The organism is Actinoplanes sp. CA-015351, from assembly GCF_050955685.1.
Lineage (GTDB): Bacteria > Actinomycetota > Actinomycetes > Mycobacteriales > Micromonosporaceae > Actinoplanes.
This window is the reverse complement of sequence record NZ_CP192102.1, coordinates 798,262-818,121: the sequence shown is the minus strand read 5'-3', so window position 1 is coordinate 818,121 and position 19,860 is coordinate 798,262. Positions and strand designations below refer to the sequence as shown.

Here is a 19,860-nt window from a genome sequence, read left to right as displayed (position 1 = left end):
CGCTCTCCGCACCGGGCGGCCTGAGTGATCGGTCTCGCTCTTTTCCTATCAGTGCTCGTGGTCACCTAGGGTGATCTCCGTGCCCGCCAGCCTGCTCGGACGTGACCGTGAACTCGGCGAGGTCCGGCGGCTGCTCGCGGCCGGCACCCCGGCCGCCGTGGTCGTCGGTCTGCCCGGCGCCGGCAAGACCTCGATCCTCACGGCCGTCGCCGGCGACCGCCGGCTTGTCATCACCGCGACCTGCGCACCCGGTGACCAGCAGATCCCTTTCGGACTCCTGGCCGACCTGATCTCCTCGGCACGTGGACCCGCCGACCTGCTGGACCGGGTTGCCGCGTCGCACCCGCCGGATCCGCTGCGCCTGCGCCTGGACGTTCTGTCCTGGCTGGAATCGATCGGCCCGGCCCTGCTCATCGTCGACGACGCCCAGTGGGGTGACGACAGCTCTCTCTCCGTGATCGGTTACCTGGCGCGACGGCTGTCCGGCCTCGACGTCGCCATCCTGGCCGCCGCCCGCGACGGCGAACTCCCGGAACACCTCACCCGCATCCCCGCCGTACGTCTCTCCCCGCTCGGTGAGCCGGACGCCAACCGGCTGCTGCGCGAGGCCGGACTCACCCTGGACCGGGCCACCTCGGCAAAGGTCCTGGAAACGGCCGCCGGCAATCCTCTTGCCCTGCTGGAACTGGGCCGCGCGGCCGCGGCCGGCGACACGCTGCCGTCAAGTGTCGAGCTGGCCTTCGCCCAGCGGCTGGCCGCGCTTCCCGCGCCGACCAGGGAAACGTTGCTGCTGGCCGCCGCCGGCGACGGCGACCTGCGGGTGCTCAGCCGGATCGAGGAGCCGGACGTGCTGCTCGCCCGGCTGGCCCCGGCCGAGATCGCCGGGCTGGTGTCGGTCGCCGGGCGTACCGTCTCGTTCCGGCATCCCCTCGCCCGTGCCGCCGCGCACTCCATCGCCACCACCGAGGAACGCACCCGCGCGCACCGGCGGCTCGCGGCGGCCCTGGTGGACGACCCCGAGCGGCGGGTCCGGCACCTCGCCGAGGCCACGATCGTCGCGGACGAGGAGGTCGCCGCAGCGCTGGAGGAGATCGCCGCCCGGGCGTACCAGCGTGGGGCGAACACCGAGGCGGCCGGGGCGTACGTCAAAGCAGCCGAGCTCAGCCCCGATTGCACGGACCGGGAAAGGCGATCTCTGCAAGCGGTCGTGACGGCGTCGGCCGGCGGGCTCTTCGCCTGGGCCATCGAGCTGGCCCGGCCGCTCCGGGACCGCGCCGACGATCCGTCGACGCGGGCGCTCGCCAGCCACACAATGGCGTACGCCATGGCACAGACGTCACGGCAGCACGAGGCACGCCGGGCTCTCCGCGAGGCGCTTGAACAACTGCTCAATCACGACAAGCACTGGGGCTGGGCATCGCTGACGACCCTGGCGGTGCTCACTTTCCGGAGCGGGTCCGGCGTACACGAGCTGCGCGAATGGCTGGACCGGTACGAGAGGGCCGGCCACCGGGCCGACACCTACCCGGAGATCACCGTCGCCTGCCGTGCCTGGGTCCGTGCCCTGGTCGACCCGCTGGCCCGGCCCGCCGACATCGTGGAGCTGGTGCGGACCGCCCCGGTTCCGGACTTCCCGGCCAGCATGACGGCCGAGCACGAGATGATGCTCGGCGCGGCGGCCTGGATCCTGGATGAGTCCGGGGCGGCGCTGGCCCGGCTCGGCCGCTCGATCGACCTGCGACGGGCCGACGCCCCGGCGAAAACCGTCAACTCCCTGATGACCATCGCCCAGGTTCACATCGACGTCGGCGACTACGACGCGGGCGACCAGGCCGGCCGGATGCTCACCGAGATCGCCGCTGCGGGCCGTCACCCGTACGCCGTCGAGCACGGCCTGGAGCTGCGCGCCCGGGTTGCCGCGCTGCGCGGTCAGGCCGGTGCCGCCCGGGAGATGGCCGACCGGATTCTGCGTGACCTGGAGATCGGCGAGTTCGCGTCGGTGGAGAGGAATCTCCAGGTCACCCGCTCATATCTGGCCTTTGCCGAACGTGACGCCCAGGGCGCCTGGGAGGCGCTGCGGTCACTCTTCGACGAGCGCGGCGAGCCGGTGCACACGCACATCTCGTACCGGGAGCTGGCGCACTACGTCTCGACCGGTGTCCGGGCCGGGTTGCTCGACGAGCTCCGGCCCGTCGTCGCCCTCGCCGCGGACCGCCTGTCCACCGCGAGCCCCCGGCTCCGGCTCCAGCTAGCCCGGTCCCGTGCGCTGCTCGCCGGCGACGAGGCGGAACCCTTCCACCGATTCGCGACGACCGCCGCCGGGGCCGCACAGTGGCCGTTCGAGCTGTCCCGGGCCCACCTGGAGTACGGCGGCTGGCTTCGTCGCCGGCAGCGGCCCACCGATGCGCGTACTGAGCTGCAGGCCGCGCTTGCCGGCTTCGAACGTCTCGACGCCCGCCCGTGGGCGGAGCTGGCCGCCACCGAGCTGCGCGCGGCCGGCGGCGCTACGGCCGCTCCCCAGCCGTCCGCGTGGACCGAGCTGACCGGCCAGGAACGCGAAGTGGTCCGGCTGGCCGCCGCCGGCATGACGAACCGCGAGATCGGCGCGTCCCTGTTCCTGTCACCGCGAACCGTGTCGACGCACCTCTACAACGCCTTCCCGAAACTGGGCGTAACGGCGCGCAGCCAGCTCCGTGACCGGATCGCGGGTCTCTGACCGGCACTTACGTCAGCCGACGTATGCCGCCGGATAACCCGGCTTTCGTACGGTTCTCAGGCGATGAACGAAAGGAACCTCATGCGCCGAACCGACATTCCGGGCTGCTCGTAACCGGCCCGCCCTCATAGGATCTGGCGCGTGGAGATCATTGAGGTGAACCCCGGCCACGCCGCGTTCAAGCCGGCCGCCGAACTCTTCGACGACTACCGGGTGCATTACGGCCAGCCTTCGTCCCCTGCCCGAACCCACGACTGGCTCTCGGAACAGCTCACCACCGGCAGACTGACCCTCTCCGTGGCGACCCAGTCCACGGCGACCCAGTCCGGGGCGGCCCAGTCCGGGGCGGCCCAGTCCGGGGCTCGGCCCATCGGCTTTATCACCAGCGCGATCCAGCCGGCGTCGCTGCGCTTGGGCGTGCTGTGGTTCGTACAGGACCTGTTCGTAAAGCCGGAATCCCGCCGAGCGGGCGTCGCCCAATCCCTGCTGAACCACGTGCTGGATCGCGCGAAGTCCGCAGGCGCCCTACGCGTCTCCCTGCGAACCGAGAGCGACAACAGCCCGGCGCTGAAGCTGTACACAGCAGCCGGCTTCACAGAGGTGAACGGCCTGACCGCCCTGAACCTCCCCTTACCCCACTAACCACCAACCCACCGGAGCCACCCAACCCGGTAGCCACCGACCAAGACCAGCGGATCTTGTGAGCTTTCGGCTGCCACGGCGGCACAACCTCACAAGATCTCAGCGGGTTCCGGCACTCCACGGCCGCTCGCGGGCGGCCAGGCGCGCGCGAGTGGCCAGGCGCGCGCGAGTGGCCAGGGCGCGGCGCTTCGGATGCGAGCTATTTGAGGTTTTGGCGGGTTTCGTGCACTGCGTTGGCTGCTCGGGTCAGCAGTTCGGGTGGGGGTCCTGCCGCCAGGATGTCGTTTGCCAGGACTCGGAGCTGATCGGGCAGGATCAGGTCGTGGACGACGGGCAGCTCGTGCGCCGGGGTCTTTTCCGCCTCGGCGCCCAGCGCTGCCAGTTGCTCGGCGAGGCCGCGGACCGCCTGGGCTCGCGTCTGGCCCAGCGCGCCGGCCGGCAGTGACCAGCGGCGTTCCTCCCAGTGACGTACCTGGTTGAGCAGGCGATCGATCGACGCGGCGAAGTCAGACACCCGCCAGAGGGTACCCGGTAAGCCGCCCACTCCCCCGGAGCGCCATCAACACCCAGCCCAGCACGGCCGGGCGAGTCAAGCTCCAGAGCGGCCAACACCCGGCCGCGGCGCCACCGACGTCTTGAGCCAGTCGGGAACGGGACAACGCCCGGCCCCGGCACCGCCGGCGGTTCGGCCCGGCACCGCCAGCGGGCTAGGGACGGGGACAGGGACGGGACGACGCTCGGCGCGGCCGGTGAGTTCGGCCCCGGCGCCACCGGCGGGTTAGGCCCAGGAACAAGACGACGGTTGGTGCGGCCGGTGAGTTCGGCCCCGGCGCCGTCGGCGGGTTAGGCCCAGGAACAAGACGACGCTTGGTGCGGCCGGGGAGTTCGGGCCCGGGAACGAGACGACGCTTGGGGTGGCCGGGGAGTTCGGGCCCGGGAACGGGACAACGCCCGGTCCGCGGGGAGGCGGGCCGGGCGTTGCTGGGGACGACGGACGAACCGTCAGTCGTCGCCGCCTTGCAGGAAACTGAGCAGACGCAGGATCTCGATGTAGAGCCAGACGAGGCCGACCAGGATCCCGAACGCGGCGGTCCAGGAGTAGCGCTGCGGAAGACCCATCCGCACGCCCTCCTCGATCTCGTTGAAGTTCAGAATGAAGCTCAGCGACGCGACCACGATGCAGACGATGCTGAAGATGATGCCGATGGCACCGTTGTCACGCAGGCCCGTGTTGACGCCGAAGAGCGACAGCACGAAGTTGATCAGCATCATCGCGAAGAGGCCGGCCATGATCGAGATGATGGCGCGGGTGAATTTCGGCGTGGCCCGGATGACTCTGGCCCGGTAGAGCACCGCCATCAGGAAGAAGACGCCGAATGTGGCGACCACCGCCTGCAGGACGATCCCGTCGTAACCCAGGATGTTCTGGAAGTATTTGCTCACCATGCCGACGAACACGCCCTCGATCACCGCGTACGCGATGACGAGCGCCGGGTTCGCGACCCGCATGAACGAGATGACCAGACCCAGCACCAGGCCGACAAGCGCGGCGCCGATCCAAGCGGCACCCGTCGCCGAGGCGGGAATGACGTTCCACGCGACGACCGCGGAGATGCCGGTGAGTCCGAGCAGTGTGACGGTCTTGACCACGACGTCGTCGATGGTCATCGGTCGAACGGCAGGCGGAGAGGCGGGGTAGCCTGTCGCCGTCGGGTAGGGCTCGCCGTAACCCGGCTGACCGTAACCCGTCGGCTGACCGGCCGGCCCGTAGGGCCCGTACCCGGCCGACCGCTCCCGCTCGGCCGCCTGGCCGAGGCGCGAGAGCACCGGGTTCGATGTCTTCACTGTTTCCAGCCTCCCTTAGAGGTCAGGGCACCATGCCTGTTGTTCAAGGGTACGGGGTCAACGCCCGAACCGGCGCCCGCGGTCGCTGTGAGCAGTCTGAGAACCCAAGGTCAGATACGGATTCCCAGCGGGAAATGACGATACGACGGTCGTGACAACGACGAAAGGGATGCTCCACCTGGAGCATCCCTTTACTGTGCCCGGGGCGGGTCTCGAACCCGCACGCCTTGTGAGGCAGCCGCTTTTAAGGCGGCCGTGTCTGCCATTCCACCACCCGGGCGGACCTGCGAACACCGTATCTGGTGCCGCCCGGATGGTGGAACCGGCCTCAGCGAGTGCCGGAAGAAACCTTGTCGGCAGCCGGGGTGACCGGCGGGGTCACCTCGACGAACTCCTCACGCGGGTGGTGGAGCTGGCCCAGGGCCACGGTCTCCCGCTTGAGAAGGAAGGCCAGCACCCAGTCGGCGAGCACCCGCACCTTGCGGTTGACCGACGGGATCCGGCTCACGTGGTAGAAGCGGTGCATGAGCCACGCCGGGTAGCCCTTGACCTTGATGCCGTACACGTGGGCGACGCCCTTGTTGATGCCGAGACCCGCGACACCGCCGACGTGCTTGTGGCGGTATTCCTTCGGCGCGCCGCCCAGGACGACCTGGCGGATGTTGTCGGCGAGCACGGTGGCCTGCCGAACCGCGTGCTGAGCGCTCGGCGAGCACCAGCCACCCGGGTTGGTCAGGTCGGGGACCTGAGCGCAGTCACCCGCGGCCCAGGCGCCTTCGAGGACCTCGCCGGTCTCGATGCTGGCGACCTGGAGGGTGGGCAGGCAGTTGACGTGCCCACGCGGGCCGAGCGGAAGGTCGGTCTGCTCCAGCATCGGCGACGGCTTGACGCCGGCCGTCCAGACCAGGGTCTCGGCGCGGAACGAATCTCCGTCGGAGAGCTCGATCTGCCCGTCGACGCAGGACTTCAGGAAGGTCTCCAGGCGCAGGTCGATCCCCCGCTTGGAGAGCTGGCGAGCCGTGTAGGCGCCCATCTCGGGGCCCACCTCGGGGAGGATCCGGTTGGATGCCTCGACCAGGATGAAGTGGACCTCTTTGGGGTCCAGCTCGGGGTAGTACTTCAGTGCCTCGGCGACGACGTCCTGCATCTCGGCGAGTGCCTCGATGCCGGCGAAGCCACCACCGACGAAGACGAAGTTGAGCGAGGCCTTACGAACTTCCTCGTCCGGCGTCACGGCTGCGACGTCCAGGCGGTCGAGGATGTGGTTACGCAGGTAGATGGCCTCGCCGATGGTCTTCAGGCCGATGCCCATGTCACTCAGGCCGGGAATCGGCAGAGTGCGGGAGACGGAACCCGGAGCCACGATGATGTGGTCGTATTCCATCTCGAAGGCGGGGCCGTCGATCGGCTGGATCGTGACGGTCTTGCGAGCGTGTTCGAGCTTCGTGACCTCACCAGAAACGATGCGGCACTTCTTGAGCTCCCGGCGCAGCGGCACCACAGCGTGTCGCGGCGAAATGTTACCGGCCGCTGCCTCAGGCAGGAACGGCTGGTAAGTCATGTGCGGAACAGGGTCGATCACGACGATCTCGGCCTGGTTCCGGTTCAGCTTCTTGGACAGGCGGAGGGCGGCGTAAAGGCCGACGTGACCTGCTCCAACGACGACTATGCGCGGCGGATTCACGCCCCTATTCTCGCGCGTGAGAGGCACTTCATGCGTTGTTCTGTGACGATCGCAACGGTGAAAGTCAAGTGTCGTAACTAACAGATTTCACTCGTGATGGGCCATACGTGCTAGGAGGATCGTCACAGTCGTCGCTCCGGCGAGCCCGACGAGGGTGGCCAGCTGGAAGGCACTCCCGCCCAGGTCGGCGGTAAGACCGAGGGCCAGGACGATCAGCACCGACGAGATCAGAATGACCACTGCGGCACGCCCCAGCCAGGTCCCCGGCACGTCCAGATTGACGATCGAGTCGATGGGCAGAACAGCGGCGAGCGCGGTCAGCGTATGAGCCAGATAAAGCAGTGCGGCCAGCGCGAGCACCCGCCACAGCGCGATCCGGGAGTCGAAACCGGCCGTGTCCAGCAGCCAGCCACCCACCGCGGTCAGTGCCACCGCAGTGCCGCCGCGCCCGGCCGGCGCAAGCGCCGGCCAGAGCGCGAGCAGCGCGATCAGAACGAAGTACCGGCTCGCGAGCAACTGCGCCGGCCAGGCCACACCGAGCGCGAGCAGACCGGTCAGGAACGCCGAACCCCGGATCATGATGGGTACGGGAGTAGCCCTGCTCAGCGTCTTGCGAAGGTGCCCGGCCCGGGCCGTGATCCCGGTCAGCATGTCAGCGTCCCCTCGGCGCGGAGGCCATCCGGGCCACATCGCGCAGCACCAGGTCGAGGCTTCCGGCGCCGGCCCACGTCACCACCGGCACACCGTGCTCGCGCAGACGGCCGAGCACGTTCTCCCGTTCGATCCGCCACAGCCGGGTCGCGGCCGGGGTCCACTGGTTGCGGACCGGCGGGGCGGCGTCCTTCGGCAGGGTGTCGACAGCGACCGTGTACCGGCCGGACTGGGTGAGCTGGGCCAGCATGTCGGCGGCCCGCGGGTCGACCAGCGGGCTGAGCACCACGACCAGCGCGGACGACGAGACGTGGTGCGCGGCCAGGAGGTTCTCGTACTGCTCGGTCTCGTCAGCCTGGTTGGGGCGTACGTCGAGCAGCCATTCCAGGACGGTCAGGTACTGGCGGCGGCCGGAGCCGGGGCGCAGCCGGCGCGCGCCGGAGCCGTACTCCAGCAGCGAGACCCGGTCGCCGCGGTGCAGATAGTGCTCCGCGACAGCGGCGGCCGCGCGAACCGTGGTGTCCAGAACCGAGGAGCCGCCGCCTACGCCCGGCAGACCGACCTCGCCGAGAACGTCGAGCAGGAGCAGCACCTCGGCGTCGCGGTCCGACAGCGTGTACGCCACATGCAGATCACGGGTACGCAGCGAGACCCGCCAGTCGATGCGGCGCAACCGGTCACCGGGAGCGAACTGGCGTACACCGGCCAGCTCACCACCCTCACCAGGCCGCCGGGAGCGGTGCGCGCCGACCAGACCGGCAGCGGCCGGCATCGCCTCGGTCGCGTTGAACGGCTCGGTGACCGGGTAGACGCGTACGCCCTGTGCGGGGGTGACGACCGGGCGGCAGGCGAGCAGGCCGCCGCAGGCCGCGGCCCGGGCGGCGGCCGGTCCGACGTCCTGCCGGCCCCAGCGCAGGGCCTCGCCGGGCAGGTCGATCGCGGCCCAGCCGTCCTGCGGCACGGTCAGCGCGAACGGCCGGTCGGCGTGCTGCAGGCGTAGCCACGGCGAGGTACGCGTACGGACGACCACCAGGTCGTAACCGATCACGTCCGGGTTCGCCACGGTGAGCCCGGCCTCGACCTTGCCGCCCTCGACGACGTGCTCGACGTCAGCGGTGATGGTCACCTCGGGCACGGCTTTCGGCCGCCGGTGCAGGTTGATCGCGGCACCGATCGCGAACGGCGACGCGAGCAGCACCAGGTCGACGCGGCCGAGCGCCACCCCGAGCAGCAGGAGCAGGCCGGTGAGCAGCACCGTCCGCCCGAGTGCCCGGGTCGGCACCCACACTCCGGCGACGGGTTCAGTCATGCCGCGCGTAGGTGGGCAGCGCGCCGCTGGCCGGCGCCGGAACGGCGGAGAGCACCTCCTGGACGACGAACGACGGGTTCACCTGACGCAGCCACATCTCCGGGCGCAGCGTGATCCGGTGCGCCAGAGCCGGTACGGCCACGTCCTTCACGTCTTCCGGCACCACGTAGTCGCGGCCGGCCATCGCGGCGCGTGCGCGGGCCAGCAGCAGCAGCGCGAGCGAGCCACGAGGTGACGAGCCGACGAGTACGGCGCCGTGCTCGCGGGTGGCCGAGGTGAGCGCCACGATGTACCGCCCGATCGAGTCCTCGACCGCGACCGATTCCAGGGCGGCCTGCATGGCCTGCAGCGAGCGGGAGTCCACCACCGGCGAGATGACGGCTTCCTCCTGGCGGCGCGACATCCGCCGCTGGAGCACGTCCCACTCCTCCTCGGAGGTCGGGTAACCGAACGACACCCGGAGAAGGAAGCGGTCCAGCTGCGCCTCGGGCAGGGGGTACGTGCCTTCGTACTCGATCGGGTTCGCGGTCGCGAGCACGTGGAACGGCGGGTCCAGCCGGTAGGTGACACCCTCGACCGAGACCTGTTTCTCCTGCATCGCTTCGAGCAGGGCGGACTGGGTCTTCGGCGGCGTCCGGTTGATCTCGTCGGCCAGCAGCATGTTCGTGAAGACCGGCCCGGCGCGGAACGCGAAGTCGCCCTTGCGCTGGTCGTACAGGAAGGAGCCGGTCACGTCGGCGGGCAGCAGGTCCGGTGTGAACTGCAGGCGGCGGAAGTCAAGACCGAGCGCCTGCGCGAAGCAGCGGGCGGTAAGCGTCTTGCCGAGACCGGGCAGATCCTCCAGCAGGACGTGCCCGCCGGCGAGGATGCCGGCCAGCACCAGCTCGAGCGAGTCCCGTTTGCCGACCACCACGGTGCCGACCGCGTCGAGGATCGCTCCGGATAGCCGCCCGACCTCGTACGGGGGAAGAGCCTGCGTCACCGGCACACCTTTCTCACAGTCGTTCCAACGCGTCTAGCAAAGTATCGACATCACGTGCCCGCAAGCCGTGCCGGCCCGGATCGGCCAGCGCTGTCCACAGCGGTTCGCCGAGCAACTCCTGGGCGCGGCGCGGGTCGCTGGCCCGGGTGATGCCGTGCCGCAACCGCAGCCGTTCGTCGGTGAGCTCCGCGAGCACCGGCAGAACGTTACGCGCATACAGATCCGGGTCCGAGTGGGCCTGCTCCAGGTTTCGCTCCCACCGTTTCACCGAGGAACGCAACGCGTCAGGGGCAGGTTTCGCGTCCCGCCCGATCCGCGAGCGCAGCTTCGGCGCGGGTGGCGGCGCGACCGCGGACGCGGCCCAGACCACCAGGCGGAGCCCGACCAGCGCGGACACGAGCAGCAGCAACGGGATGCTCACCCCGCCGGCTCGCAGACCGGCGGTGATCACCACGGTGGCCAGGATCAGGACCGCGGCCTCACCGATCAGCCGTGGGATCGGCGAACGGCGTTTCTCAACCGGCGCGACCTCCTCGACGGGCTGCTGTTGATGTCCGGGCCCGAAGAGATCGTCAAGACTCCCGTCCGTCACACCGTCACCCCACCCAGGTCAGCGCGGAGACGCTCCAGAGCGGACCTGGCCTGCTGCCGCATCTGATCGTCCACCGTGTGCGTGGCGTATCGCGCCTCCCGGTAGACCTCCAGCAGCGCCGCGAGCACGCCCGCGTCCACCCGCTGCTCGGCGAGCAGCCGGCCGACCAGGTCGGTGGGACTGTCACCCGGGTGCCGGGGCGTGCCGGCCGCGGCGGCCGCGTCCTCCAACCGCACCCAGCAGGCGATCACCGCGCGGCGCGGATCGCGGTCGGTGTCGGAGAGCTCCTCCAGGCCGGCGTCGAGCGCGGCCACCAGATCCTCAGCGGTACGTGGCCGCTTCCGGGGGTCGAGTTTTCCGCTGCGCCGGCCACGGCGCCGCAGGAAGTCGTGCACAAGCGCCCAGGAGAGCAGCACGACCATGCAGATCACCACGAAGGCGAGCACCACGAGAGCTGCTTGCCCTGCCCAACCGGGCAGGTTGCGGGCCGCTTCGGGCACGGCGGTGTCGACGGCGCTCGGCTCCGGCACCGGCTCGGTCCGGGGCGGCAGCAGTGGTGGCGCCGTCGTGGTCGGTGTCGCTTCCGGAGTGATGTGGTCCAGCTGCGGCGAGGAACGCGTCGCAGCCAGCGAGATCACGAAGAGCAGTGTGACGACGGCGGCCAGCGGCCACCATCGGCGCAGTGCGGCGAGGTCCATGCGGGGGGCTCAGATCCGTGACTCGGGGATGGTCGTCAGAGCTCGAATCATGCCAGGCCCGCACGAGCCTTCGCACGGGCGAACACCTCGTCCAGCATCACGGGTGTCAGCCTCCCGGTGAAGGTGTTCTGCTGACTCACGTGGAAACACCCGATCAGGTCGGGCGCGCCGGCCAGCCCGACCTCGGCCCCGTGCCCGAATTTCGGACGCGGAACGGGCGGCCTCAAGCCGTACACATCAATGAGGGCCGGCCACCACGCAGCCCAAGCGAAGGCACCCAGAGCGACGACCACCCGCAGGGTGGGTCTGATCAATTCCAGCTCTCGCCGAAGCCAGGGCGCGCAAGTGTCGCGCTCTTCGGGTGTCGGTTTGTTGTCCGGCGGCGCACAGCGGACCGCCGCGAAGATCCGCGTGTTGCTCAGCTCGAGGCCGTCGTCGATCGAGACGCTTGTCGGCTGATTCGCGAGGCCGGCGCGATGCAGCGCGGCGAAAAGTACGTCGCCAGAGCGGTCGCCGGTGAAGATCCGCCCGGTCCGGTTGCCACCGTGCGCGGCCGGCGCGAGACCGAGGATCGCGATCTCGGCACCCTCCGGCCCGAACCCGGGCACCGGCCGTCCCCAGTACTCCTGATCCCGGAAAGAGGCACGCTTTGTCGATGCGATGTCCGTGCGCCAGGTGACCAATCGCGGACAGGCGAAACAATCCGCGATCTCCGCGTCAAGCACGCTGAGTGAGGCGGCCGAGGCCGCCTTGGCGACAACGGCCTCTGGGGTACGCGCGGAAGCGCCGGACGGGAGCATCGGATCAGCACAGCATTCGCCGGTGATCGTCGTGTACCCGGGTCGGCGCTTCCGCGTCGTACCGTGATTTCCGGGTGTTTCAGAGTGTTTCCGGTTGTTTCAGTTCGCTTTCAGGCAGAGCAGGTAGCCGTCGCCCTCTTCGCTGGCGATGATCGCGCCCTCGCCGCCCTCGGCCAGCTTCTCGTTGAAGGTGGCGTCGCACGCCGTGCTGTTCACGTCGGTGACCTTGTCGACCCGGCCGAGGACGGTGAACTTCGCATCCGACGCGGAGCACTCGACGACCTTGGCCTTGACGTCGGTGGCCTGCTCACCGAGGTTGTCGGCGACCGAGATGCAGTCGCCGGCCTTCGCCTCGGCGGTCGGGTCCTTCTTCAACAGCGCGCCGAGGCCGCCCTTGATCACCGCGATGATCACGAAGATCACGATGGCGCCGATGATGCCGAGCGCCTTCTTGCCCTTCTTCTTTTCCGGCTTCTGCTCGGGCGCGGGCGGGAAGGCAGGGGCGTCACCCTCGGCCTTGCCCGCGAAGCCCTGCGCATAGCCACCCTGCTGCGGCTCCTGGGGGTAACCGCCCTGCTGGGGGTAACCGCCCTGCTGGGGCTGCTGGGGGTAGCCGGGGGCGGCCGGCTGCTGGTAGCCGCCCTGCTGCGGGTAGCCCTGCTGGGGGTAGCCCTGCTGGGGGTAGCCGGGCGTGCCACCCTGCTGCGGGTAGCCCTGCTGCGGGTAGCCGGGCGTGCCACCCTGCTGCGGGTAGCCCTGCTGCGGGTAACCGCCCCCGGGAGCGGACGGGTAGCCGCCACCGGGCGGGGTCGGCACAACCGGGTCTGTCATGGGGTCTTCCTCTCGGGGGCACGGCCGAAAATCGGCCGTCGGCACGCGAGGATAGCGACCGCCGCAGGGCTTGCGCGACCCCGTAACCAGGCTTTATTCACCGCCGGGTGAGGCGTTCGCAACACTCGGGGCGTCGGCCGGCTCGACAGTTGGCCCGGTGTCCGTTTTCGTACGGTTCTCCGCGGTTGCCGCCGGGTCCGGCTTCTGTTCCAACGGAGGCGTGCTCTCCGTGCCGTCCGGGGTCTCGCCGGGGAACGGCGCCTGGTCCGGGCAGAACGGGTAGCCGAGCGAGCGAGTCGCACTCCAGTTGCCCGTCTGCGGGTCGATGCAGCCCGGCTCGCCGAACTGGATCGGGTTGCCCCACTGGTCGTACAGCTGCGCGTTGCGTACCAGGTTGCCCTGGCCGTCGTAGACGAAGACGTCCTGCACGCTGCTGTACTGGTTGCTCACGTAGTCACCGACGAACGCGGTCTGCCGGGTCGAGCTGTCCATCTCGAAGAAACCCACCACCGCGAAGATGGCCAGCGCGATCGAGCTGCCGCGGAGCAACAGGCGAGGAAGCCGGCCGGCCGGCTCGCCACGACGGCCCAGCCAGATCGAGCCGACGATCGCCACGACCAGGAACGTCATCGTGAACAGATCGAAGCCGACGCCCCCGACCCGGGGCAGCAGCCCGATCGGGCCGTTGTTGTCGTCGAAGACGTAGGCGAAGGCCATCGCGGCCAGGTAACCCCGCAACACCCACCATGCCGGTCGCAGGAGCACCAGGAATTCGGTTGCTCTCGCGTACCCAAGAAGGGGCCCGACCCGCACGTCGGTCCGCTTGATCGCCTCGCGTGCCCGGCCACGGAGATGGGCGAAGCGTTCGCGGCCCGGAGGGCGCGGCGCGGAACCGTCCGCAAGCCCGGCGCTCGCGATCAGCTCGGCGGCATAGGCCGACGGGGAACCGAGACGCTCCACCAGCGTGCCGCCGCCCTCGGCGAGAACTTCCGCCAGATGCTCCGGCAGATCTTCCAGCAGCTCCTCGCGAGTGGTGGCCGGCAGACCCCCGAGCGCCTGCCGAACCTCCTCGACATAGCTGCCGATCTCGTCCTGTGCCGTCAGGTTCACGCCGTCCCCCGCTCGCGAAGCAGATCGTCCATGATCAATGCAAAGCCCTGCCAGATTTTGCCGGAACGCTGCAACTCCTCGCGGCCGGCCGTATTGAGGGCGTAGTACTTCCGGTGCGGACCCTCGTCGCTGGGCACCACGTAGCTGGTCAGCAGGCCGCTGTTGAAGAGACGACGCAGGGTCCCGTAGACCGAAGCGTCGCCGACATCTTCCAGGCCGGCAGCTCGCAGACGTCGCAGAATGTCGTAGCCGTAACCGTCCTCGTCGCGCAGAACAGCAAGGACGGCAAGGTCAAGCACACCCTTGAGAAGTTGGGTCGGATCCACGCGTGGCACACTACTGCGCAATCCGAAGTACCGTCAACAGTAGACTACCGAGGCGCAGGGCGGGCGCGGTGCGGGCGGGCGCAGGATTAGGCGGGCAGGGAAGCGCACTGGCCGACCGGGCGCGCGCGGCCGGCTTTACAAAGGCCGGCTGGGGTCAGATCAGCGTGGATGAGGGCGTGTCGGCCACTCTCCCGAATCGGCCACTCTCCCGAATCGGCCACCCTCGCGAGAGCCAGCCGAGCTCTTTGGAAGGCACCCCCGCGGAAAAAGCGGCTCAGGCGGCCTCTGCCAGGCCGAAAGCTATGCCGTCCAGGATGTCGTGTTCGGAGGCGATCACCACGTCGTGGCCTGACCTCTCGACGATGATCTTCTCGATCAGGGCGCCAGCACCGATCACGTCGGCTCTGCCCGGGTGCATCACGGGCAGGGCGCGCCGCTCCGCGACCGTCATCGCCAGCAGCGAGTCGGTCACCCGGGCGACGTCGACGGCGGAGATCCTGCTGTGGTGGATGCGCTCCGAGTCGTACCCAGGGAGGCCTGAAGCGATAGCAGCGACGGTCGTGACCGTCCCGGCCAGGCCGACCAGAGTGACAGCTGGGGAGACGGCTGCCAGGGCGGTGTCCACGGCCTTGGTGATGTCCGCCGTGGCCGCCGAGATCTCCGCCGCGGTGGGCGGGTCGCTGTGCAGGTGGCGTTCGGTCATCCGGACGCAGCCGATGTCCATCGAGATGGCGTGTTCGACCGTTGCCGTGCCGGTGACGAATTCGGTGGAGCCGCCGCCGAGGTCGAAGACGAGGTAGGGGCCGGGGGCGTCCAGGCCCTGGACCGCGCCGAGGAAGGAGAGGGTCGCCTCTTCCTCGCCGGTGATCACTTCGGGGTCGATGCCGAGGACACCGCGCACCATGTCACGAAATATCGCGGAATTTTCGGCGTCGCGCGTTGCTGACGTCGCGCACATCCGCACCCGGGTCACGCCCAGCTCGGCGATCTCGGCGGCATATCCCAGCAATGCCTGCCGAGTGCGCTCGATCGCGGCGGGAGCGAGCAGCCCGGTGCGATCAACACCCTCCCCCAGGCGCACGATCTCCATCCGGCGGGCGACGTCGACCAGCTGACCGCCGGCCACATCAGCGATGAGCAGGCGAATCGCATTGGTCCCGCAGTCGATAGCAGCAACTCTCACAAAAAGACCCTCACAGGTGCAGCAGCATTCGCGTGTTTCCCAACGTGTTCGGCTTGACGCGTTCCAGATCCAGGAACTCCGCGACGCCCTCGTCATAGGAGCGCAGCAACTGCTCGTAAACCGAGTGCGGCACCGGCGCCCCATCGATCTCGGTGAACCCGAACGACCCGAAGAACCGGGTCTCGAACGTCAAACAGAAGACCCGGCGTACGCCCAGTTCCCGCGCCTGATCGAGCAACACCGAAACGATCCGGTGGCCGATCTTCTGCCCGCGCCGCGACGGATCGACGGCGACGGTCCGGATCTCGGCGAGGTCCTCCCACATGACGTGCAGGGCACCGCACCCGGCCACCGTGCCGTCCTGCTCGTCGACCGCCACCCAGAACTCCTGGACCGCCTCGTAGAGCGTGACGGTGGCTTTGCTGAGCAGCCGCCGGTCGGTGGTGTAAGCGTCGACCAGGGCCCGGATGGCTCGCACATCCCCGGTCCGGGCACGCCGGATGATCATGAAGAGACCGGACGGGACACGCAAGATCCACCGGACCAATACGGCCCGATCGCATCCCGCACCTCGTCACCGAACGGATTCACTCCCGGCCCCGCGGCCAGCGCATGCCCGAGATGGACGTGCAGGCACTTCACCCGATCAGGCATGCCACCCGCCGACACGCGCGCGATCTCCGGCACGTCCTCGATGGCGGTCCGCCGGTCCAGATATTCCTGATGCGCCTCGGCGTACCGTTTCGCCAGCTCAGGATCGGTGCTCAGCCGTTCCTGCATGTCACGCATCACGCCGGCCGACTCCAGGCGGCTGCACGCGGCGGTGGCGTGTGGACACGTCAGGTAGTACAGCGTGGGAAACGGTGTGCCGTCGTCAAGACGCGGCGCGGTCTCCACCACGTCCGGATTACCGCAGGGGCAGCGATGCCCGACCGCGCGAGTGCCGCGCGGGGTCCGGCCCAGCTGAGCGGCGACGATTTCGAGGTCTTCAGGGGTTGGTGCTTCAGCCATCAGTTCGCGGGCTCCGCATTCGCGGCTTGGACGCTGCTCCACAGCGTGTCGTACCAGCGGTCCGGAGCGGCCGCCGGCGTTTTCTCGTCGGCGTCGCGAGCGGCGCCCGCAGCATCGTAATAGACCAGCAGCGGCGTCTCACCGGGACGGACGTAGAAGTACTTCTCCCGAGCCTGGATGCGCAGGTACTCGTCGTCCTGCCATTTTTCCAGTTCCTTGGCGGTCGCGGCGATGTCGCCACGCTGCCGATCCTGATCGTTCTCCATCTGCGCGATCTGCGTCTCCTGCTCGAGGTAGACACGCAGCGGATAGGTGTAAGCCAGCGCCAGGGCCACAAAGACCGCGATCAGGATGGTGGCCCGGCCGGTCAGCGCGCGCGGGCGAGGTGCGTCGGTGCGCTCGGCGGCTGCGCCGCCCTTTTCCGACCCGGACCCTTGGGTACGCCGAGACGACGGCACCCGGATCGGCCCGGTGTTACGGGTACGCGAAGCCGTCGGACGTCCGCCGGATCCGGGGCGACGGGTCGGGCCCTGCCCGCTCGGCAGGCGACGCTGCGTCATGTTTGCCCCTCCCCCCGGCTCACCAAGATTTGTGGCGCCCGATCGAACCTACGTCGGCCGGCACGGGCGCCACAACTCCATGATCTGTCGCCGAGTCGTCAGCCGACGCGGTAACGCGGGAACGCGCCCGCACCGGCGTACCGGGCGGCGCTCTCCAGCTGCTCCTCGATGCGCAGGAGCTGGTTGTACTTGGCGACACGGTCCGAACGGGCCGGTGCGCCGGTCTTGATCTGGCCACTGCCGACCGCCACCGCGAGGTCGGCGATCGTGGTGTCCTCGGTCTCGCCCGAGCGGTGCGACATCATCGTCTTGAAGCCGGCCCGGTGGGCCAGGTCCACGGCGTCCAGGGTCTCGGTGAGCGAACCGATCTGGTTCACCTTCACGAGCACCGAGTTGCCGGCGCGCTCGGCGATGCCGCGGGCGATGCGCTGCGGGTTGGTGACGAACAGGTCGTCGCCGACGATCTGGATCTTGTCGCCGAGCTCCGCAGTCATCGCGGTCCAGCCGGCCCAGTCGTCCTCGGACAGCGGGTCCTCGATCGAGACGATCGGGTAGTCGGCAGCGAGCTTCGCGTAGTACGCGATCATCTCGTCGGTCGACTTCGGCGAGCCCTCGAAGACGTACGCGCCATCCTTGTAGAACTCGGTGGCCGCGACGTCCATCGCCAGCACGATGTCGGTGCCCAGGTTGAAGCCGGCGGCCTGGACGGCCTCGGCGATCAGGTCCAGCGCGGCGGCGTTGGCCGGCAGGTTCGGCGCGAAGCCGCCCTCGTCGCCCAGGCCGGTCGAGAGGCCCTTCTTCTTCAGCACCGACTTGAGGGCGTGGTAGACCTCGGCGCCGGTCCGCAGCGCCTCGCGGAAGGTCGGCGCGCCGATCGGGGCGATCATGAATTCCTGCACGTCGACGTTCGAGTCGGCGTGGGCGCCACCGTTGACGATGTTCATCATCGGCACCGGCAGGACGGCGGCGTTCGGGCCACCGACGTAGCGGAACAGCGGCAGCTCGGCGGAGAGCGCCGCGGCCTTCGCGACGGCGAGCGACACGCCGAGAATCGCATTGGCGCCCAGCTCCGACTTGGTGTCGGTGCCGTCCAGGTCGAGCATCTTCTGGTCGATCAGGCGCTGCTCGCTCGCCTCGTAACCGATCAGCTCGTCGGCGATCTTGTCTTCGATGTTGGCGACAGCCTTCTCGACACCCTTGCCGAGGTAGCGGCCCTTGTCGCCGTCGCGGAGCTCGAGCGCCTCGAACGCGCCGGTGGAGGCACCGGAGGGCACCGCCGCGCGACCCACCGTGCCGTCGTCCAGGCCGACCTCGACCTCGACGGTGGGGTTGCCCCGGGAATCGAGGATCTCGCGGGCGACGATCGCTTCAATGGTGGCCATTAGTCGTGTCGCTCCCTAACAGTTGGGAATTCAGTTTCGGTCCGCGACCCTGCGGGCCGACCACGCACTTGAGCCTATCGAGTGAGGCGATGCGGCGTTCGCGGGGCCGGTCAACTTCGCACCCTGTTTACCTCAAACCCGCACCCGGCCTGCCGAACCTTTGGGCACTATGACCAGTGATCTCTTTCCCGCAGGCTTCCTCGCTGAGGGCTCGCGCATCGAGTTCGACAACGGCGAGGAACGCATCCCCGGTATCCGGGTCCTCCGTGCCTCCGACAAGGCCGCGACGCTGTCCATGGCCCTCGACGACGTGCCTCCGGCCGGCGCCACGGTGACCCTGCGTGGCCCGGCCGGCCCGCGGGGCCGATATGCCGTGCGCTGCTCGGTGACCAGCACCGACGAGAACCGTGTCGAGCTGCGGCCGCTCGGCCCGCCGGAGCTGGAGCAGCTGCGGCATTACGTACGCGGCGGCGGCGGCGAGAGCGTGGTGCTGGCACGCCCGGGTGAGCGTGAGGCGATCGGCTGGGTGCACGACATCAGTGAGAGCTCGATCCGCGCGCACTTCACCGACGTCGACCTGCGGCCCGGCGCCGAGATGACGCTGCGTGTCCAGCTCGCCGAGGACGTCGTGGAGTTCACCGCGCTGGCCACCAAGGTCAGTGCGATCCGCCAGCGGGTGCCGGTCCGCGGGCCGCTCATCGTCGAACTGGTGGCCGTCTTCGAGCAGGATGAACGGCAGGCCAAAATGATCCGCCGATATGTGCTGCGCCAGCAGGTGGCCCGGGCGAGAGATACAGCCTGAACCATTCAAAAGTGAATGTCGGCAACGAGATAACTCGATTGCGCACCGTCCATGAATTGGGCGAGGGTGGAGGTCGTGCCCGCCTCCGTGAGATCAACATCTGTCGTGGTGATCGGTCTGCTCGGGCTCCTCGCCGGTTGCGGAGGGCTCGATCAGGCCAATGCCGCCGGGGTCACCCAGGGTGACCTCGTCTCCGAGGTGGCCTCGCAACTGGCCACGCCCGGCCCCGAGCACACCGCGACCTATCGGCTGGCCGGTGGCGACACCGCGCGGGTGACCCGCAGTCTCACTCCGGACCGCACGGCGTACGCGTTTCCCGACGGCCGCCTGATCCGCACCCCGGCGGCAGTGACCCGCTGTGCCGGCGATGTCTGCACCGCTTCCGACCCGGATCCCGCCGCGGCGCTTCCGGCCGGGACCGGCCTGGTGACCGATGCCGAGGTCGTCGCGCTGCTGGAGGCGGCGGCGGTCGACGCGTACCCGGAGGTCACCCAGACCGACACCACTCTCGCCGGACGGCACGCCACCTGCCTCGCGCTGACCGGTGTGCAGGCCGCCGAGGCGTCGTCGTTCGACGTGTGCGTGACCGTCGGCGGCATGCTCGCCAGTTTCCGCGGCCGGTTCGACGGCACCGAGGTGGACGTGGTGCTCACCGAGTACGCCGACGAGGCCGACGAACGCGATTTCCAGGTCCCGCCCGGCTCGGAGCTGGTCGACCGCCGAGACAAATAACCCC

21 protein-coding genes and 1 tRNA gene are annotated in these 19,860 nt (G+C 69.3%); 4 read left to right on the top strand and 18 right to left on the bottom strand.

Translation table 11 applies throughout. From position 1 onward, the window contains the following. Nucleotides 1-79 precede the first annotated feature (79 nt). Both ACQP2E_RS03715 and ACQP2E_RS03710 read left to right on the top strand, forming a co-directional pair. Entirely contained in the window at nucleotides 80-2,716 is a 2,637-nt protein-coding gene (locus tag ACQP2E_RS03715) for a helix-turn-helix transcriptional regulator (RefSeq protein WP_433828472.1), read from the top strand. Nucleotides 2,717-2,857: 141 nt separating this feature from the next. Further along, nucleotides 2,858-3,358 carry a GNAT family N-acetyltransferase gene (locus ACQP2E_RS03710; protein WP_433828471.1) on the top strand — a complete coding sequence of 167 codons (501 nt, stop codon included), beginning with the start codon at nucleotides 2,858-2,860 and terminating at the stop codon, nucleotides 3,356-3,358. Between the two features lie 199 nt (nucleotides 3,359-3,557). Here ACQP2E_RS03710 and ACQP2E_RS03705 read toward each other — a convergent pair whose 3' ends face one another. The 18 genes from ACQP2E_RS03705 to eno all read right to left on the bottom strand — a co-directional run bounded on the left by ACQP2E_RS03705 (nucleotide 3,558) and on the right by eno (nucleotide 18,322). Further along, nucleotides 3,558-3,872, bottom strand: coding sequence for a hypothetical protein (locus ACQP2E_RS03705; RefSeq protein WP_433828470.1), 315 nt, complete (start codon nucleotides 3,870-3,872; stop codon nucleotides 3,558-3,560). Between the two features lie 488 nt (nucleotides 3,873-4,360). Then, nucleotides 4,361-5,203, bottom strand: a complete 843-nt coding sequence (locus ACQP2E_RS03700) for a Bax inhibitor-1/YccA family protein (RefSeq protein ID WP_433828469.1) — start codon at nucleotides 5,201-5,203, stop codon at nucleotides 4,361-4,363. A gap of 197 nt (nucleotides 5,204-5,400) precedes the next feature. After that, nucleotides 5,401-5,483: transfer RNA gene (locus ACQP2E_RS03695), tRNA-Leu, on the bottom strand. Between the two features lie 48 nt (nucleotides 5,484-5,531). Beyond that, nucleotides 5,532-6,887 (bottom strand): NAD(P)/FAD-dependent oxidoreductase, encoded by a 1,356-nt coding sequence (locus ACQP2E_RS03690; protein WP_433828468.1) that lies wholly within the window; start codon nucleotides 6,885-6,887, stop codon nucleotides 5,532-5,534. 87 nt (nucleotides 6,888-6,974) lie between these two features. Next, nucleotides 6,975-7,538: a hypothetical protein gene (locus ACQP2E_RS03685; RefSeq protein WP_433828467.1), complete on the bottom strand. Its 564-nt coding sequence runs from the start codon at nucleotides 7,536-7,538 to the stop codon at nucleotides 6,975-6,977. A 1-nt stretch (nucleotide 7,539) separates the two neighbouring features. Next, nucleotides 7,540-8,847: a DUF58 domain-containing protein gene (locus ACQP2E_RS03680; protein WP_433828466.1), complete on the bottom strand. Its 1,308-nt coding sequence runs from the start codon at nucleotides 8,845-8,847 to the stop codon at nucleotides 7,540-7,542. Further along, a complete protein-coding gene (locus ACQP2E_RS03675) occupies nucleotides 8,840-9,835 on the bottom strand; it encodes an AAA family ATPase (protein ID WP_433828465.1) in 996 nt (331 codons plus the stop codon). The genes ACQP2E_RS03680 and ACQP2E_RS03675 overlap by 8 nt, the downstream gene beginning before the upstream one ends. Before the next feature lie 7 nt (nucleotides 9,836-9,842). After that, nucleotides 9,843-10,421 carry a hypothetical protein gene (locus ACQP2E_RS03670; protein ID WP_433828464.1) on the bottom strand — a complete coding sequence of 193 codons (579 nt, stop codon included), beginning with the start codon at nucleotides 10,419-10,421 and terminating at the stop codon, nucleotides 9,843-9,845. Further along, nucleotides 10,418-11,119 (bottom strand): DUF4129 domain-containing protein, encoded by a 702-nt coding sequence (locus ACQP2E_RS03665; protein ID WP_433828463.1) that lies wholly within the window; start codon nucleotides 11,117-11,119, stop codon nucleotides 10,418-10,420. Before ACQP2E_RS03665 ends, ACQP2E_RS03670 begins: the two co-directional genes overlap by 4 nt. Nucleotides 11,120-11,166: 47 nt before the next feature. Next, a complete protein-coding gene (locus ACQP2E_RS03660) occupies nucleotides 11,167-11,919 on the bottom strand; it encodes a uracil-DNA glycosylase (RefSeq protein WP_433828462.1) in 753 nt (250 codons plus the stop codon). 99 nt (nucleotides 11,920-12,018) lie between these two features. After that, nucleotides 12,019-12,750, bottom strand: a complete 732-nt coding sequence (locus ACQP2E_RS03655) for an LppU/SCO3897 family protein (RefSeq protein WP_433828461.1) — start codon at nucleotides 12,748-12,750, stop codon at nucleotides 12,019-12,021. Nucleotides 12,751-12,843: 93 nt separating this feature from the next. After that, nucleotides 12,844-13,860 carry an HAAS signaling domain-containing protein gene (locus ACQP2E_RS03650; protein WP_433828460.1) on the bottom strand — a complete coding sequence of 339 codons (1,017 nt, stop codon included), beginning with the start codon at nucleotides 13,858-13,860 and terminating at the stop codon, nucleotides 12,844-12,846. Next, nucleotides 13,857-14,186, bottom strand: a complete 330-nt coding sequence (locus tag ACQP2E_RS03645; protein WP_433828459.1) for a PadR family transcriptional regulator — start codon at nucleotides 14,184-14,186, stop codon at nucleotides 13,857-13,859. Before ACQP2E_RS03645 ends, ACQP2E_RS03650 begins: the two co-directional genes overlap by 4 nt. Nucleotides 14,187-14,460: 274 nt before the next feature. Further along, nucleotides 14,461-15,369, bottom strand: coding sequence for an exopolyphosphatase (locus ACQP2E_RS03640; RefSeq protein ID WP_433828458.1), 909 nt, complete (start codon nucleotides 15,367-15,369; stop codon nucleotides 14,461-14,463). Between the two features lie 10 nt (nucleotides 15,370-15,379). After that, a complete protein-coding gene (locus ACQP2E_RS03635) occupies nucleotides 15,380-15,877 on the bottom strand; it encodes an amino-acid N-acetyltransferase (RefSeq protein WP_111648373.1) in 498 nt (165 codons plus the stop codon). Further along, a complete protein-coding gene (locus tag ACQP2E_RS03630) occupies nucleotides 15,874-16,380 on the bottom strand; it encodes a DUF501 domain-containing protein (RefSeq protein WP_433828457.1) in 507 nt (168 codons plus the stop codon). The genes ACQP2E_RS03635 and ACQP2E_RS03630 overlap by 4 nt, the downstream gene beginning before the upstream one ends. Then, on the bottom strand, nucleotides 16,380-16,940 hold the full coding sequence (locus ACQP2E_RS03625) for an FtsB family cell division protein (RefSeq protein WP_111648375.1): 561 nt from the start codon (nucleotides 16,938-16,940) through the stop codon (nucleotides 16,380-16,382). Before ACQP2E_RS03625 ends, ACQP2E_RS03630 begins: the two co-directional genes overlap by 1 nt. A 98-nt stretch (nucleotides 16,941-17,038) precedes the next feature. After that, nucleotides 17,039-18,322: a phosphopyruvate hydratase gene (gene eno / locus ACQP2E_RS03620; RefSeq protein ID WP_433828456.1), complete on the bottom strand. Its 1,284-nt coding sequence runs from the start codon at nucleotides 18,320-18,322 to the stop codon at nucleotides 17,039-17,041. Between the two features lie 169 nt (nucleotides 18,323-18,491). On the opposite strand from eno, the gene ACQP2E_RS03615 reads away from it, so the two are divergent. Continuing rightward, a complete protein-coding gene (locus ACQP2E_RS03615) occupies nucleotides 18,492-19,124 on the top strand; it encodes a hypothetical protein (RefSeq protein WP_433828455.1) in 633 nt (210 codons plus the stop codon). Between the two features lie 75 nt (nucleotides 19,125-19,199). Beyond that, nucleotides 19,200-19,856: a hypothetical protein gene (locus ACQP2E_RS03610; protein ID WP_433828454.1), complete on the top strand. Its 657-nt coding sequence runs from the start codon at nucleotides 19,200-19,202 to the stop codon at nucleotides 19,854-19,856. Nucleotides 19,857-19,860: the final 4 nt, after the last annotated feature.

What these genes read in the sequence shown, in the direction of transcription:
- ACQP2E_RS03680 (WP_433828466.1), bottom strand. Translation starts at nt 8,847, where the DNA reads ATGACTGAACCCGTCGCCGGAGTGTGGGTGCCGACCCGGGCACTCGGG.
- ACQP2E_RS03625 (WP_111648375.1), bottom strand. Translation starts at nt 16,940, where the DNA reads ATGACGCAGCGTCGCCTGCCGAGCGGGCAGGGCCCGACCCGTCGCCCC.
- ACQP2E_RS03655 (WP_433828461.1), bottom strand. Translation starts at nt 12,750, where the DNA reads ATGACAGACCCGGTTGTGCCGACCCCGCCCGGTGGCGGCTACCCGTCC.
- ACQP2E_RS03615 (WP_433828455.1), top strand. Translation starts at nt 18,492, where the DNA reads ATGACCAGTGATCTCTTTCCCGCAGGCTTCCTCGCTGAGGGCTCGCGC.
- ACQP2E_RS03660 (WP_433828462.1), bottom strand. Translation starts at nt 11,919, where the DNA reads ATGCTCCCGTCCGGCGCTTCCGCGCGTACCCCAGAGGCCGTTGTCGCC.
- ACQP2E_RS03685 (WP_433828467.1), bottom strand. Translation starts at nt 7,538, where the DNA reads ATGCTGACCGGGATCACGGCCCGGGCCGGGCACCTTCGCAAGACGCTG.
- eno (WP_433828456.1), bottom strand. Translation starts at nt 18,322, where the DNA reads ATGGCCACCATTGAAGCGATCGTCGCCCGCGAGATCCTCGATTCCCGG.
- ACQP2E_RS03635 (WP_111648373.1), bottom strand. Translation starts at nt 15,877, where the DNA reads ATGATCATCCGGCGTGCCCGGACCGGGGATGTGCGAGCCATCCGGGCC.
- ACQP2E_RS03630 (WP_433828457.1), bottom strand. Translation starts at nt 16,380, where the DNA reads ATGGCTGAAGCACCAACCCCTGAAGACCTCGAAATCGTCGCCGCTCAG.
- ACQP2E_RS03665 (WP_433828463.1), bottom strand. Translation starts at nt 11,119, where the DNA reads ATGGACCTCGCCGCACTGCGCCGATGGTGGCCGCTGGCCGCCGTCGTC.